We start from the raw sequence: 14772 nt of genomic DNA on the forward strand, positions 1-14772 counted from the left end.
GTCAACCTTTGTTGATGAGTCGCCCGGATTCAGAGAGCGGCGTTCTTGTCGAACTCGGTGCCGAGTTCCTTCGCGACGCGCTTGAGTAGCGGCACGATCTGGTCGGCCGACTCGAGGGTGACGCGGGCCGCGGGCCCGGAGACGGAGATGGCGGTGGGGGTCGGAGCGTTCGGCACCGGCACCGAGAAGCAACGGACGCCGATCTCCTGCTCGCCCTCGTCGATCGCGAACCCGCGGTTTCTGCTCAATTCGAGATCGGCGATCAGCATGTCGGGGTTGGTCAGGGAGTTCTCGGTGTACGTCGTCATGCCGGTCCGGCTGACCAACGAGCGCACGGCGTCATTCGACAGTTGCATGAGGATGGCTTTGCCGACGCCGGTGCAGTGCGGGTAGACGCGTCGGCCGACCTCGGTGAACATCCGCATCGCGTGCTCGGACGGCACCTGCGCGACATAGACGGCCATGGTGCCGTCGAGAACGGCCATGTTCGCGGTCTCGCCGGTTCCGCGCACCAGTTCGGACAGGTGCGGTCGCGACCAGGCGCCGATCAGCTGGGTGGCGCTCTCGCCGAGGCGAATGAGCTTGGGCCCGAGCGCGTACCGCCGGGTGGGTAGCTGCCGGACATATCCGCGGTTCATCAGCGTGCGGATGAGCCGGTGGATGGTCGGGAGGGGGAGTCCGGCCAGGTCGGCGAGTTCGCTGACCCCGATGGACCCGCCGGCGCTCGCCATGATCTCGAGTATGTCGAATGCGCGCTCGACCGACTGCACGCCACCGGCCGGACTCTGACCGTTCGTCATGTCTGTCTCCATCCTCTGACTGCCCGCGAGCCTCCACATTCTTTCCGTCAGACGGAAAGGGCGCTCCGTATGACGATAGCGCGGGAGTGACGGATCGCGACGATTCCTTCGTTACATCGGTTGACAAACCCGGGTGTGACGGCGTTCACTATATCGAGATACGAAATACAACTTCCATAATATGGAAAACGCCAAGCCCCGAGGGAGGGCCCCGTGTCTGAAGTCGAAATCGCTGCGAAACCCACAAAGCAGCGTTGGTACAGATCACTTTTCGTCCAGGTCCTGATCGGAATTGCCCTGGGCATCGCCACCGGAATCCTGTTTCCGGAGTTCTCCCATCACCTGGCGCCGCTGGGTGAGGGCTTCATCAAGCTGATCAAAATGGTCGTGTCGCCGCTGATCTTCCTGGTGATCGTCACCGGCATCGCCAAGGTCGGCAGCATGAAAGCGCTCGGAAAGATCGGCGGCAAGGCGCTGCTCTGGTTCACGGCCGCGACCACCTTCGCGCTCGGGCTCGGCCTGCTCGTCGGAAACCTCGTCAAGCCGGGTAGCGGGCTCAACATCGACCCGGCCACGCTGGACACCAGCGCCCTGGACGAGAAGACGCAGGGCGGCCACCTACCGGGTGGCGTCGAGTTCGTCATGCACATCATCCCGACCAGCGTGTTCGATGCGTTCGCGCAGAACAACCTGCTTCAGGTGCTGTTGTTCGCGATCCTGTTCGGCGTCGCGCTGGCGTCCTTCAGCGAATCGGCTCCGCCGATCCTGATGGATGTGATCGACCAGACTCTGCACGTCATCTTCCGCATCGTCGGCTACATCATGTACCTGGCGCCTCTCGGCGCGTTCGGTGCGATGGCATTCACCGTCGGCAATTATGGTGCCGGCTCCCTCAAATCCTTCGGAGTACTCATCCTGGCGTGCTACGGCGCTGCACTGGTCTTCATCGTCGTCCTGTCGATCGTGGTCAAGCTGATCACCGGAGTGAACGCATGGAAGTTCATCAAGTACTGCCGCGAAGAATTCATGCTCGCCCTGGGCACCGGATCGTCCGAGGCGGTCATGCCCCGCATCATCAAGAAGTTGGACAACGCGGGATGCGACCGCGCCGTCGTCGGTCTGGTGATCCCTACCGGCTACTCGTTCAACCTCGACGGAGCCGCGATCTACCTGTCGCTGGCGATGATGTTCCTGGCGCAGGCGGTCGGGGTGGACCTCGGCTTCGGCGAGCAGCTCGCGATCATGGGCATCCTCATTCTCAGTTCCAAGGGTATGGCGGGTGTGCCGGGGTCGGCCTTCGTCGCCCTGTCCGCGACCGCTGCCGCGATCGGCGCGTTCCCCGTGGCCGCCGTCGCGTTGCTGCTCGGCGCCGACCGGCTCATGGACTCCATGCGCGTGTTCACGAACCTGCTCGGTAACTGCCTCGCCACGTTCGTGGTCGCGAACTGGGAGGGCATGCTCGACAAGGACAAGATGCGAGCGGTTCTCGACGGGAAGGTCACGCCCGACGACCCGGACGACGTCACCATCCACCCGCACCCGGGGCACGAACACCTCCAGGACGCCCCGGCACGGCCGGCGATCGAGAGGCGCGAAGCGCTGACCACGAACGGGGCCTCGGAAGGAACGGTGAACCACCATGCCTGACACCCAGCCCACCGTCGCAGTGCTCGGCACCTGGGGTTACTACGGACTCCTCGACGACGCCGAGCAGGTTCAGGTCGACACCCCGTACGGGCCGACGTCGGATAGTATCGTCCTCGGGTCGTCAGGGGGCCGCCGGCTCGCCTACCTGACCCGCACCGGACGGCACCGCGACATCCCGCCCCACCGCATCAATGCCCGCGCGAACATCTGGGCCCTGCACAGCCTGGGCGTGCGAACGATCCTCGCGCCCACCCCGTCCGGCTCGCTGCGACCGGCGATCGGCGTCGGCTCGGTCGTCGTGCCCGACCAGCTCGTCGACCGCACCGGCCGCACCGACGACACCTTCCACGACGACGACGTCCACGTGTCCTTCGCGGATCCGTTCTGCGTCCGCGGACGCCAGGCGGTGGTCTCGACGCTCCGCCGGAGCGGATGGGTGGTCAACGACGGCGGCGTCATGGTGGCGATCCGCGGCCCCCGATTCTCGACCCGGGCCGAATCCCGCTGGTACGCGGCCCAGGGATGGGACCTGATCAGCATGACCCCGTACCCCGAGGCGGCGCTGGCCCGTGAACTGGGCATGTCCTACACCTGCATCGCCCTGGTCACCGATCACGACGTCATCAGCGACACCCCGTGGCCGGTCACCCAGGACCTGGTGCGCGAAGGTCTGGACGCCAACACCAAACGACTACGCGAAGCGCTGCTTCAGGTAGCGATCGAACTGGCAGGCAAGCCCGAACCGGCGAAACCTGCCCACGGAAGAAGGAGCTGACAAGATGGCCGAATTGTTCTGCAACGGTGGAGCGATGCGTGGCGGAAACCTGCATCACAACGTGTCTGCACACACGTTCCTCGGCACGGTCCGGACCGCACCGAAGTACCGATTCTTCTCCGTACGCGACGAATTCCCCGCACTGCTGCTGGCGGAGACCGGGGGAGCCTCGATCGAGGGCGAGCTCTACGACGTGCCGATCGGTGACATTCGCACCGACTTCCTCCCCGAGGAGCCTGAGGAACTCGAGCTCACCGTGATCGAACTGTCGGACGGCCGTTCGGTTCTGGCGGTAGGCCTGCGACCGGGCCTCCTCGAGAGCAGAGCCGGCGAGCTCACCGAGATCACCGATCACGGCGGCTGGCGACGCTATCGCGGCCTGCCCGAGCCCGACAACACCACCGTCTCCTGAACACCCCGACAGTGAAAGAACAACCGATGGATACCTTGGCCTACACACTGAACTGCTCGATCCTGCTCACCGACGTGCCGCTCCTGCAACGCCCGCAGGCTGCCCGCGACGCCGGATTCGACGCCGTCGAATTCTGGTGGCCCTTCGACACCGCCGTACCGCGGGACAGCGACGTCGACGCGTTCGTGGCCGCGATCGAGAACGCCGGAGTGCAGCTCACCGGGTTGAACTTCGCGGCGGGCAACATGCCGGCGGGTGACCGCGGACTGCTGTCCGACCCGGCGCAGGTCTCGGCGTTCCGCGACAACATCGACATCACCGTCGGAATCGGAGAACGGCTGGGCACCAGAGCTTTCAACGCCCTGTATGGTAATCGTATCGACGGCACGGATCCGAAGATTCAGGACGACACGGCCACCGACAACCTCGCCCAGGCGGGCAAGGCGGCGGATCGCATCGGTGCGGTCGTGCTCGTCGAACCGGTCAGCGGCACGCCGGCGTACCCGCTGAAGACTGCCGCCGAGGCGATCGCCGTCATCGACCGGGTGAAGGCCGAACACGGTGTCGATTCGCTCCGGCTCCTCGCGGACCTCTACCACCTCGAGGTCAACGGCGACGACGTCGGCGCCGCGATCGACGCCTACGCCGACCGCATCGGGCACGTGCAGATCGCGGATGCTCCGGGTCGCGGAGAACCCGGCACCGGAACGCTCGACATCGACGGCTACCTGAAGAGGCTCGCCGGACACGGCTACCGCGGATACGTCGGGCTCGAGTACAAGTCCACGCGGCCGGACACCTTCGACTGGTTGCCCCGCGAACAGCGCGCGTCCCGCGCCGCCCACTGACACACCACCACTTTCGACGGAATCGAGGAGACTCGTGAGCACTATCGCATTCATCGGACTCGGAATCATGGGTAGCCCCATGGCCGTTCATCTCGCCAAGGCCGGCCACCAGGTGGTCGGATACAACCGCTCGCCCGAGCGCACCGCGGCACTCGTCGAAGCCGGGGGCACCGCGGCGGACTCCATCGCCAAGGCCGTCGCCGTCGCCGACGTCGTGGCCGTGATGGTCCCCGACTCGCCCGACGTGCAGGCCGTACTCGCCGGTGAGGACGGAGTCTTCGACCACGCCCCGGCAGGCGCTCTGATCATCGACTTCTCCAGCATCCGGCCCGACGTCACCACCGCACTCGCCGCGCAGGCGGCCGAGCGTGGATTCCGGCTGATCGACGCCCCGGTATCGGGTGGCGAGGCCGGGGCGGTCAACGCCGCACTGTCGATCATGGTCGGCGGCGCCCCGGAAGACTTCGAGTCGGCCAGGCCGATCCTCGACGTCGTCGGGAAGACGGTGGTCCACGTGGGCCCGAACGGATCCGGGCAGACGGTGAAGGCAGCGAACCAGCTGATCGTCGCCGGCAACATCCAGCTCCTCGCCGAGGCGATCATCTTCCTCGAGGCCTACGGTGTCGACACCGCGGCCGCGGTGGAGGTACTCGGCGGCGGGCTCGCCGGATCTGCCGTCCTGAACCAGAAGGCGCAGAAGATGCTGGACCGGTCGTTCGAACCCGGATTCCGTATCGACCTGCACCACAAGGATCTCGGCATCGTGACCAGCGCTGCCCGTGAGGCCGGCGTCGTGACACCCCTCGGCGCCGTCGTCGCCCAGCTGATGGCCTCCGCCCGTGCGAACGGTGATGGTGGCCTGGATCATTCGGGCCTGCTGCGCGGAGTGGAGCGGCTGTCCGGCCGCCCCTCCCAGTGACCCGCCTCAACTCGTAATCCTCGATGGAGAACTGATATGCCTCGTATGCGCGCCGCTGATGCAGCGGTCAAGATTCTGGAACTCGAAGGTGCCACCCAGGCCTTCGGCCTCCCCGGTGCGGCGATCAACCCGTTCTACGCAGCAATGCGTGACCACGGTGGGATCAAGCACGTCCTCGCCCGCCACGTCGAGGGCGCATCCCACATGGCCGAGGGATTCACCCGCGCCAAGGCCGGAAACATCGGTGTCTGCATCGGGACGTCCGGGCCGGCCGGGACCGACATGATCACCGGCCTGTACTCGGCGATGGCGGACTCGATCCCGATCCTCGCGATCACCGGGCAGGCCCCGGTCGCGCGTCTGCACAAGGAAGACTTCCAGGCCGTCGACATCGCCGCGATCGCGGGTCCGGTCACGAAGATGGCGATGACGGTGCTCGAGCCGGCCCAGGTTCCGGGTGCGTTCGCGCAGGCATTTCACCTGATGCGGTCCGGTCGGCCCGGACCTGTTCTCATCGACCTGCCGATCGACGTGCAACTGGCGGAGATCGAGTTCGACCCGGACACGTACCAGCCGCTGCCCGTGTACAAGCCGGCCGCGTCCCGGGCGCAGGCGGAGAAGGCCCTCGACATGCTGGAGGCCGCCGACCGCCCGCTGATCGTCGCAGGCGGCGGCATCATCAACGCCGACGCCGCGGATCTGCTCGTGGAACTGGCCGAACTGCTGGACGTTCCGGTGGTCCCGACGCTGATGGGCTGGGGCACCATCCCGGACGACCACCGCCTCGCCGCGGGCATGGTCGGTCTGCAGACCGCCCACCGGTACGGCAACGCCACCATGCTGGCGTCGGACTTCGTCCTGGGCATCGGCAACCGCTGGGCCAACCGGCACACGGGCGGACTCGACACCTACCGCAAGGGGCGCAAGTTCGTTCACGTCGACATCGAACCCACCCAGATCGGGCGCGTGTTCGCACCGGACTACGGGATCGTCTCCGACGCCAAGGCCGCGCTCGAGCTGTTCGTCGCCGTCGCGAAGGAGCGCAAGGCCGCCGGAACCCTGGCGGACCGCAGCACCTGGGTCGAGGACTGTGCCACCCGGAAGCGGACCATGCAGCGCAAGACCCACTTCGACGACGTCCCGGTCAAACCGCAGCGGGTGTACGAGGAGATGAACCGCGTCTTCGGGCGCAACACCCGGTACGTCAGCACGATCGGGCTCTCGCAGATCGCCGGCGGCCAGTTCCTGCACGTCTACAAGGCGCGCAACTGGATCAACTGCGGGCAGGCCGGCCCACTGGGCTGGACCATCCCCGCCGCTCTCGGAGTGGTTGCCGCGGAACCGGAGACGCCCGTCGTGGCGCTGTCGGGTGACTACGACTTCCAGTTCATGATCGAGGAACTGGCGGTGGGCGCCCAGTTCAACCTGCCGTACATCCACGTCGTGGTGAACAACTCCTACCTGGGACTGATCCGTCAGGCGCAGCGCGCATTCGACATGGACTTCTGCGTGCAACTGGGCTTCGACAACATCAACACCCAGGAAGCCACCGAACACGATGTGCTGCCCGCGGTCCCGAAGGGGTACGGCGTCGATCACGTCAAGGTCGCCGAGGGCCTGGGCTGCAAGGCGCTGCGGGTCACCGAGCCCGGTGAGATCGCCGGCGCCCTCGAGAAGGCGCGTGAACTCGCCGGTGAGCACAAGGTGCCGGTGGTGGTCGAGGTCTTCCTCGAGCGGGTCACCAACATCGCGATGGGCACCGAACTCGACAACGTCGCCGAGTTCGAGGATCTGGCGGAGAGCTGGGAGCACGCTCCCACAGCCCTCATGCTGCTGGACTAGGGGGCACCGTGACACGTGTACTGGTCGCACCCGACAAGTTCAAGGGATCCCTCACCGCCGCGGAAGTGGCGGACGCCCTCGCCGACGGACTCGTCGCCGGTGATCCGTCCTGGGTGATCGATCGTGTTCCGGTCGCGGACGGCGGCGACGGCACCGTCGCGGCGGCCGTCGCCGCAGGATGGTCGCCGGTCGCCGTGGCCACCACCGGGCCGACGGGTCGGCCCGTCACCTCGTCCTACGCGGTGCGCGGCTCGACCGCGGTGGTCGAACTGGCATCGGCCGTGGGCTTGGTACTGCTCCCGGACGGTGTGGCGGACCCCTTGGGTGCCAGTACATTCGGACTCGGCACCGTCGTCAGGCACGCGCTGGAGGGGGGAGCCCGCGAGATCATCGTCGGTCTCGGGGGCAGCGCGTCAACCGACGGCGGTGCCGGCTTGTTACAGGCTCTCGGCGTGCGTGTCCTCGGCGCCGACGGCACCGAGGTCGCGCAGGGGGGAGCGACGCTGCGCCAGGCAGCCCGGGTCGACCTGACCGGCCTCCACCCGGCGGCGTGTGAGGCGCATTTCCGACTCGCCTGCGACGTCGACAATCCGCTCCTCGGCCCGACCGGGGCCACCGCGGTGTACGCAAGCCAGAAGGGCGCGGCCGCAGAAGAACTGGTTGTGCTCGAGGACGCCATGACCCGGTGGGCGCAGGTCGTGCGCGCCGCGACCGGCCGCGACGACAGCCGGGTCGCGGGGGCGGGCGCTGCGGGAGGCGCGGCGTTCGGCGCGATCTCGGTGCTGGGAGCCGACACCCGGCCCGGCATCGACACCGTCCTCGGGCTCGTCGACTTCCCCGGGAGGCTCGCCGGGGCGGACCTCGTCATCACCGGCGAGGGGTCACTCGACGAGCAGAGTCTCCACGGTAAGGCACCGATCGGCGTCGCGACCGAGGCGCGCAGGGCCGGGATCCCCGTCCTGGCCGTGTGCGGCCGAAACCTGCTCAGCGACATCCAATTGCACAGCGCCGGCATCTCCGCGGCATACGCGCTCGCGGACCTGGAACCGGACCTTCACCGATCGATCAGAGACGCGGCGGAACTACTGCGCCGGATCGGCTGCACGATCGCGGCATCGACTGCCGAACTCGCACCACTCAGCACACGAGGAGAATCATGACGTCCACCGACTTCACCGCACTACCCGACCTCGCCTCACGCGCCCTCGGCGGAAGCGTATCCGCGGCCAACGACGAACTGTTCGCCCAGCGGGAGAACCTCATCAAGGCGGAGGCCCCGTTCTTCGACCCGGCCGATTTCGGGCACAAGGGCAAGGTGTACGACGGGTGGGAGACCCGCCGCCGCCGCGACGACGGCCACGACTACGCGATCGTCCGGCTCGGGGCCGCGGGCATCATCCACGGGATCGTCGTGGACACCGCGCACTTCAAGGGCAACTACCCGCCCTTCATCTCCATCGAGGCGGCGTCGATCGAGGGCTACCCGTCCATCGAGGAGGTCATGAAGGCGGACTGGCAGACCATCGTCGAGAAGTCCACGGCCGAGGGTCACGCCGCGAACGCCTACGCCGTCGCCGACCGGCACCGGTGGACACACGTGCGGCTGTCGATCTACCCCGACGGCGGCGTCGCGCGGTTGCGTGTGCACGGTGAGGTCGTGCCCGACCCCCGGTTCCTGGACGGGACGGTGGACCTGCTGGCCGCGGAGAACGGCGGACGCCTCGTCGGCTGCTCCGACGCGTTCTACGCCTCGCCCGCGAACATCATCCTTCCCGGGCGGGCCCGGAACATGGGGGAGGGCTGGGAGAACTCCCGGCGTCGTGGCGGCGGCAACGATTTCGCGGTGTTCTCGCTCGCCGCGGCCGGCATTCCCCGGCACGTCGAGATCGACACCAGCTACTACGTGGGGAACGCGCCCGGCTGGGTGCGGTTGAGCACCGCCGACGCGCGGACCGCCGACATCACGGACGAGGGCGCGTGGACCGAACTGCTGTCCCGCACGGCCGTGCAGCCCGACACGAGGCACCGGTTCGTCCTGGACGCCACCGACGCGGCCACGCACCTGCGACTCGACGTCTACCCCGACGGCGGCCTGTCCCGGCTGCGGCTGTTCGGCGACCTCGACGCGACAGCGCTGTCGGAGACGCGACGCACCTGGTGGGAAGCCCTTCCCCAGAGCCATCAAGCGCTCGTCGCCGACCAGGCGCCGCGCTAGTCCGAGCCCCTACCTGACGAACCCGAGGAAACACGCATGCCCAATCCCAGTCCCGGTTACTCCATCACCGTTCGCGTCACGGCCCCGGTCGGGGCAGGCACCACTTCGACTCTCGCGGGGGCGGTGGCCTCCGTGAAAGGCGCCATGACCGCGTTGGACGTGGTGGAGAGCCACCCCGACCACATGGTCATCGACGTGACGTGCGACGCCTCCGACGTCGAGCACGCCGAGCAGATCGCATCGGCAATCGCCGACGTGCCCGGCGTCGTGGTGGGCAAGGTCAGTGACCGCACGTTCCTGCTCCACCTCGGCGGGAAACTCGAAGTCGTGCCGAAGGTTCCGCTCAAGCACCGCGACGACCTGTCCCGCGCGTACACGCCCGGTGTCGCCCGGGTCTGCACCGCCATCGCGGAGAACCCCGAGGACGTCCGGCGGCTGACGATCAAGCGCAACACCGTCGCGGTCGTCACCGACGGCTCGGCCGTGCTGGGGCTGGGCAACATCGGTGCCGCCGCGTCGATTCCCGTGATGGAGGGCAAGGCGGCACTGTTCAAGCAGTTCGCCGACGTCGACGCGTGGCCGGTCTGCCTGGACACCCAGGACACGGACGCGATCGTCGAGATCGTCCGGGCCCTCGCACCGGTGTACGGCGGAATCAACCTCGAGGACATCTCCGCCCCCCGCTGCTTCGAGATCGAGGCACGGCTCCGCGACATGCTGGACATCCCGGTGTTCCACGACGATCAGCACGGCACCGCCATCGTGGTTCTCGCCGCACTGACCAACGCGCTGCGGGTGGTCGAGAAGAGCCTCGACACGGTGAAGATCGTGGTCTCGGGTGTCGGAGCCGCCGGACACGCGATCATCCGACTGCTGGTCGCGCAGGGAGCGACGAACATCGTGGCGTGCGGGCGGAACGGAATCCTCTCGCCCGACGACACGTCCGACTCGTTCCGGTCCTGGATCGCGAACAACACCAACCCGGACGCGCGGTCCGGATCGCTGCGGGACGCACTGGTCGGCGCGGACGTGTTCATCGGTGTCTCGGCGCCGGACATCCTGACCGGCGACGACATCGAGACGATGGGTCCCGACTCGATCGTGTTCGCACTGGCCAACCCCGTGCCCGAGGTCGACCCGGTCGCGGCAGGCAGGCACGCGGCGGTCGTCGCGACCGGGCGCTCCGACTTCCCGAACCAGATCAACAACGTGCTCGCGTTCCCGGGCGTGTTCCGTGGCCTGCTCGACGCGCACGCCGTCGAGATCACCGACGACATGCTCATCGCCGCCGCCCGCGCGATCTCCGATTCGGTGTCTCCGTCGGAACTCAACCCCACCTACATCGTGCCGAGTGTGTTCGACGCCGCAGTCGCCCCGGCCGTGGCGGCCGCGGTGCGCGGCGCGGCGGGTGTGGGGCGTGAAGACGATGTCTGACCGGCTCGACCTGCTGTTCCGTGCCCCGCGGGTGATCACCGCGGCGGGAGAGGTCGCCCGCTGCGTGGGTGTGCGGGACGGCCGGATCGTCGTCATCGAACCGTTCGGTGCGCAGCTCGACGCCGACGTCGTCGTCGAGTTGGGCGACGACGAGGTGCTGATCCCCGGTCTCGTCGACACGCACGTGCACGTCAACGAACCGGGCCGCACCGAGTGGGAGGGGTTCGCGAGCGCGACCCGGGCCGCGGCCGCCGGCGGGGTGACCACGATCGTCGACATGCCGCTCAACAGCATCCCGCCGACCGTCGACGTCGCGGCACTGGACGTGAAACGCCGGGTCGCCACCGATCAGGCGTACGGCGACGTCGGGTTCTGGGGCGGCGCCGTACCCGGCAACGTCCCGGACCTGCGAGCCCTGCACGACGCGGGCGTGTTCGGGTTCAAGTGCTTCCTGCTGCACTCCGGCGTCGACGAGTTTCCGCCGCTGGATCCGGCCGAGCTCGAACTGGCGCTGAAGGAGATCGCCGGGTTCGGCGCCATGATGATCGTGCACGCGGAAGACGCGCACGCGATCGACCGCGCGACGTCACCCGGTGGCGAGAACTATGCGGACTTCCTCGACTCGCGGCCGCGCGGTGCCGAGAATCTCGCCATCGCGGAGGTTATCGAGCTGGCCCGGTGGACCGGGTGCCGGGTGCACATCCTGCACCTGTCGAGCTCCGATGCGTTGCCGATGATCGCGTCCGCACGCAAGGACGGCGTGAAGCTCACCGTGGAGACGTGCCCGCACTATCTATCGTTCGTATCCGAAGAGATACCCTCGGGTGCAACGCAATTCAAGTGCTGTCCGCCGATCCGTGAGGCCGGGAACCGTGAGCTGCTGTGGCAGGGCCTGGCCGACGGCGTGATCGACTGCGTCGTCACCGATCACTCCCCGTGCACGGTCGACCTCAAAAGATTCGACATCGGCGACTTCGGTGTCGCGTGGGGCGGCATCGCCTCGCTGCAGGTGTCGCTGTCCGCGGTGTGGTCGGAGGCCAAACGTCGCGGGCACAGCCTGAACGACGTGGTCCGGTGGATGGCGGAGAACCCGGCCGAGCAGGTCGGGCTGAACACGAAAGGGCACATCGCGCTGGGGTACGCGGCGGATTTCGCCGTGTTCGCGCCCGAGGAGGCGTTCGTCGTCGACGTGGCAACCCTGCAGCACAAGAATCCCGTCTCCGCCTACGATCGGCGTGCCCTCGCCGGCGTCGTGCGCAGTACCTGGCTGGCCGGCAAGCGGATCGACCTCGACGAGGCGCCCCGGGGACGGCTGCTCAGCCGCGGACTGGCCTGACCGTGCCCCGACCTCACCCCCTGTAGCGCTGGATCCGAAATATTTAGTGCTACAGGGGGTTTGTCGTGTTCGGGGCGATGCGGCACCAAGATATATCCTGCGGAAATCATTGACCGGCCAGTGTTGCCTGGCTCACACTTGGAGGGACCAATGGAACAAGATTTCCGTGATACGGAATATTGTTCGCCGCCACGCAAGGACAGGCACATGCTCATAGACGACACAGTCTCGCGGCACACCACCACCGTCGCGACACCGACGCCGCCAGCGGCCGAGACGAGTACCACACTCTACAACCTGGACCTGGCACCCACGAAGGCCTCGGGTCGCCGCTGGGGTAGCTACAGCATCTTCACGCTGTGGACCAACGACGTCCACAACATCGCCAACTACTCGTTCGCCATCGGCCTGTTCGCGCTCGGGCTGGGCGGCGGCCACATGATCCTGTCGCTCATGATCGGCGCGGTCATCGTCTGCGCCGCGATGACCTACGCCGGGTTCATGGGCCAGAAGACGGGCGTGCCCTTCCCCGTGATGAGCCGGATCAGTTTCGGAATCCGCGGCGCCCAGATTCCCGCCATCGTCCGCGCGGTCATCGCGATCGTCTGGTTCGGAATCCAGACCTACCTCGCGTCGATCGTCTTCCGGATCTTCCTCGTCGCCGTGGCACCGTCGCTCGACCGCTTCGACCAGAACTCGATCCTCGGACTCTCCAGCCTTGGATGGATCTGCTTCATCGGGATCTGGGCGATCCAGATCGTCGTCCTCGTCTACGGAATGGAGGCCGTGCGCCGATTCGAGAGCCTGGCCGGTCCGCTGATCCTGGTCACGGTCGGCTCGCTTGCCCTGTGGATGCTGTTCCGCACCGACTTCTCGATCGCGTGGACGTCCGATCAGCCCGCCTCGGGTGGGGAGATGTGGCGGCAGGTCTTCGCCGGGGCGGCCCTGTGGATGTCGATCTACGGCACCCTGATCCTCAACTTCTGCGACTTCTCGCGGCGCTCCCCGTCGAAGACCGCCGTCGTGCGCGGCAACTTCTGGGGTCTGTTCGTCAACGTCCTCGCGTTCGCCGTCATCGCGTTCATTCTGTGCGGCGCCCAGTTCCAGATCGACGGGACGATCATCGACAGCCCCACCGACATCGTCGCGGCAATCCCGAACACCCTGTTCCTGTCGCTGGCCTGCCTCGCCCTCGTGATCGTGACGATGGCCGTCAACGTCATGGCGAACTTCGTGGCACCGTCGTACGTGCTGTCGAACCTCGCCCCCGAGAAGATCAGCTTCCGCAAGGCCGGCATCATCAGCGCCTGCATCGGCGTGGTCCTGCTGCCGTGGAATCTCTACGACAGCCCGGTGGTGATCAACTACTTCCTCGGTGGCCTCGGTGCCGTCCTCGGCCCGCTGTTCGGCATCATCTTCGTCGACTACTGGTTCATCCGCCGCACGAAGGTCGACGTACCCGCCCTCTACTCGGACAGTCCGACCGGAACCTACTACTACCGCAAGGGGTTCAACCTTCGGGCGATCTATGCCCTCGTTCCCGCCGCGCTCGTCGGCACCCTGTTCGCGATCGTCCCCGCCTTCCATCTCGTCGCCCCGTTCTCCTGGTTCATCGGAGCGGGTCTGGCGGCAGCAATCTACGCGGTCGTCGGCGACCGCACCCGGCAGTACGTGGACGTGTCCGGCGAGTCCATCGCCGTGGACAGCGGCCACGGCGACCACTGACAGGAGCTTTCGATGCGTATTCTCGTCGTCAACGTCAACACCACCACGTCCATCACGGACGCCATCGCCAAGCAGGCCGAGGCCGTGGCGGCACCCGGTACCGAGATCGTCGGGCTCACACCGGAGATCGGTGCGGAATCCGTGGAAGGGAACTTCGAAAGCTACCTCGCCGCGATCGCGGTGATGGACCGGGTGCGGTCGTACCCGGAACCGTATGACGCGGTGATCCAGGCCGGGTACGGCGAACACGGCCGGGAGGGCCTGCAGGAACTGCTCGACGTACCCGTCGTCGACATCACCGAGGCGTCCGCCAGTGTCGCAATGATGCTGGGACACAAGTACTCCGTGGTCACCACCCTCGACCGCACCGTACCGCTCATCGAAGACCGGCTCCGGCTCGCCGGCCTCGACGCCAAGTGCGCGAGTGTACGCGCGAGCGGTCTGCCCGTCCTCGCGCTGGAATCCGACCCCGAGGCCGCGATCGAGGCGATCGTCGACGAGGCCGAAGCTGCTGTGCGCGAAGACAAGGCCGAGGTGATCTGCCTCGGCTGCGGCGGAATGGCCGGCCTCGACGACCGAATCCGTGACCGCACCGGCGTTCCGGTGGTCGACGGCGTCAGTGCGGCTGTCAAATTGGCGGAATCTCTTGTAGGGTTGGGACTCTCGACCTCGAAGGTGCGCACCTACGCGCCCCCACGTCCCAAGCAGATCACAGGATGGCCGCTCGCGAAACCGCGGTAGTCACCTGTGCAGTGAGTCGCACAGCGTCGTCCTCACCCCGGACGGCCACCACGGCGCCCTATCCCGCGCCCGCAACGA

13 protein-coding genes are annotated in these 14772 nt (G+C 67.3%); 12 read left to right on the forward strand and 1 reads right to left on the reverse strand.

The genetic code is table 11. From position 1 onward, the window contains the following. Positions 1 to 29 precede the first annotated feature (29 nt). Positions 30 to 800 carry an IclR family transcriptional regulator gene (locus OYT95_RS25610; protein ID WP_268789478.1) on the reverse strand — a complete coding sequence of 257 codons (771 nt, stop codon included), beginning with the start codon at positions 798 to 800 and terminating at the stop codon, positions 30 to 32. Positions 801 to 1013: 213 nt separating this feature from the next. On the opposite strand from OYT95_RS25610, the gene dctA reads away from it, so the two are divergent. The 12 genes from dctA to OYT95_RS25670 all read left to right on the forward strand — a co-directional run bounded on the left by dctA (position 1014) and on the right by OYT95_RS25670 (position 14694). Continuing rightward, positions 1014 to 2447, forward strand: coding sequence for a C4-dicarboxylate transporter DctA (dctA, locus tag OYT95_RS25615; protein WP_037226088.1), 1434 nt, complete (start codon positions 1014 to 1016; stop codon positions 2445 to 2447). Then, on the forward strand, positions 2440 to 3222 hold the full coding sequence (locus tag OYT95_RS25620; RefSeq protein ID WP_268789479.1) for an MTAP family purine nucleoside phosphorylase: 783 nt from the start codon (positions 2440 to 2442) through the stop codon (positions 3220 to 3222). Before dctA ends, OYT95_RS25620 begins: the two co-directional genes overlap by 8 nt. A 4-nt stretch (positions 3223 to 3226) precedes the next feature. Beyond that, a complete protein-coding gene (locus OYT95_RS25625; RefSeq protein ID WP_009475269.1) occupies positions 3227 to 3634 on the forward strand; it encodes an allophanate hydrolase-related protein in 408 nt (135 codons plus the stop codon). Between the two features lie 26 nt (positions 3635 to 3660). After that, entirely contained in the window at positions 3661 to 4482 is an 822-nt protein-coding gene (locus tag OYT95_RS25630) for a hydroxypyruvate isomerase family protein (protein WP_268789480.1), read from the forward strand. Between the two features lie 34 nt (positions 4483 to 4516). Beyond that, a complete protein-coding gene (locus tag OYT95_RS25635) occupies positions 4517 to 5401 on the forward strand; it encodes a 2-hydroxy-3-oxopropionate reductase (RefSeq protein WP_268789481.1) in 885 nt (294 codons plus the stop codon). A 36-nt stretch (positions 5402 to 5437) separates the two neighbouring features. After that, entirely contained in the window at positions 5438 to 7243 is a 1806-nt protein-coding gene (gcl, locus tag OYT95_RS25640) for a glyoxylate carboligase (protein ID WP_037226084.1), read from the forward strand. Positions 7244 to 7251: 8 nt separating this feature from the next. Continuing rightward, on the forward strand, positions 7252 to 8403 hold the full coding sequence (locus OYT95_RS25645; protein ID WP_268789482.1) for a glycerate kinase: 1152 nt from the start codon (positions 7252 to 7254) through the stop codon (positions 8401 to 8403). After that, entirely contained in the window at positions 8400 to 9458 is a 1059-nt protein-coding gene (gene alc / locus OYT95_RS25650) for an allantoicase (RefSeq protein ID WP_268789483.1), read from the forward strand. Before OYT95_RS25645 ends, alc begins: the two co-directional genes overlap by 4 nt. 36 nt (positions 9459 to 9494) lie before the next feature. Further along, positions 9495 to 10892, forward strand: a complete 1398-nt coding sequence (locus OYT95_RS25655; RefSeq protein WP_268789484.1) for an NAD-dependent malic enzyme — start codon at positions 9495 to 9497, stop codon at positions 10890 to 10892. Next, positions 10885 to 12228: an allantoinase AllB gene (allB, locus tag OYT95_RS25660; RefSeq protein ID WP_268792272.1), complete on the forward strand. Its 1344-nt coding sequence runs from the start codon at positions 10885 to 10887 to the stop codon at positions 12226 to 12228. Before OYT95_RS25655 ends, allB begins: the two co-directional genes overlap by 8 nt. A 207-nt stretch (positions 12229 to 12435) precedes the next feature. Then, positions 12436 to 13953, forward strand: a complete 1518-nt coding sequence (locus OYT95_RS25665) for an NCS1 family nucleobase:cation symporter-1 (protein WP_268789485.1) — start codon at positions 12436 to 12438, stop codon at positions 13951 to 13953. Positions 13954 to 13965: 12 nt separating this feature from the next. Continuing rightward, positions 13966 to 14694: an aspartate/glutamate racemase family protein gene (locus OYT95_RS25670; RefSeq protein ID WP_128641300.1), complete on the forward strand. Its 729-nt coding sequence runs from the start codon at positions 13966 to 13968 to the stop codon at positions 14692 to 14694. Positions 14695 to 14772: the final 78 nt, after the last annotated feature.

The sequence above is a fragment of the Rhodococcus sp. JS3073 genome (assembly GCF_026810085.1).
Lineage (GTDB): Bacteria > Actinomycetota > Actinomycetes > Mycobacteriales > Mycobacteriaceae > Rhodococcus_F > Rhodococcus_F wratislaviensis.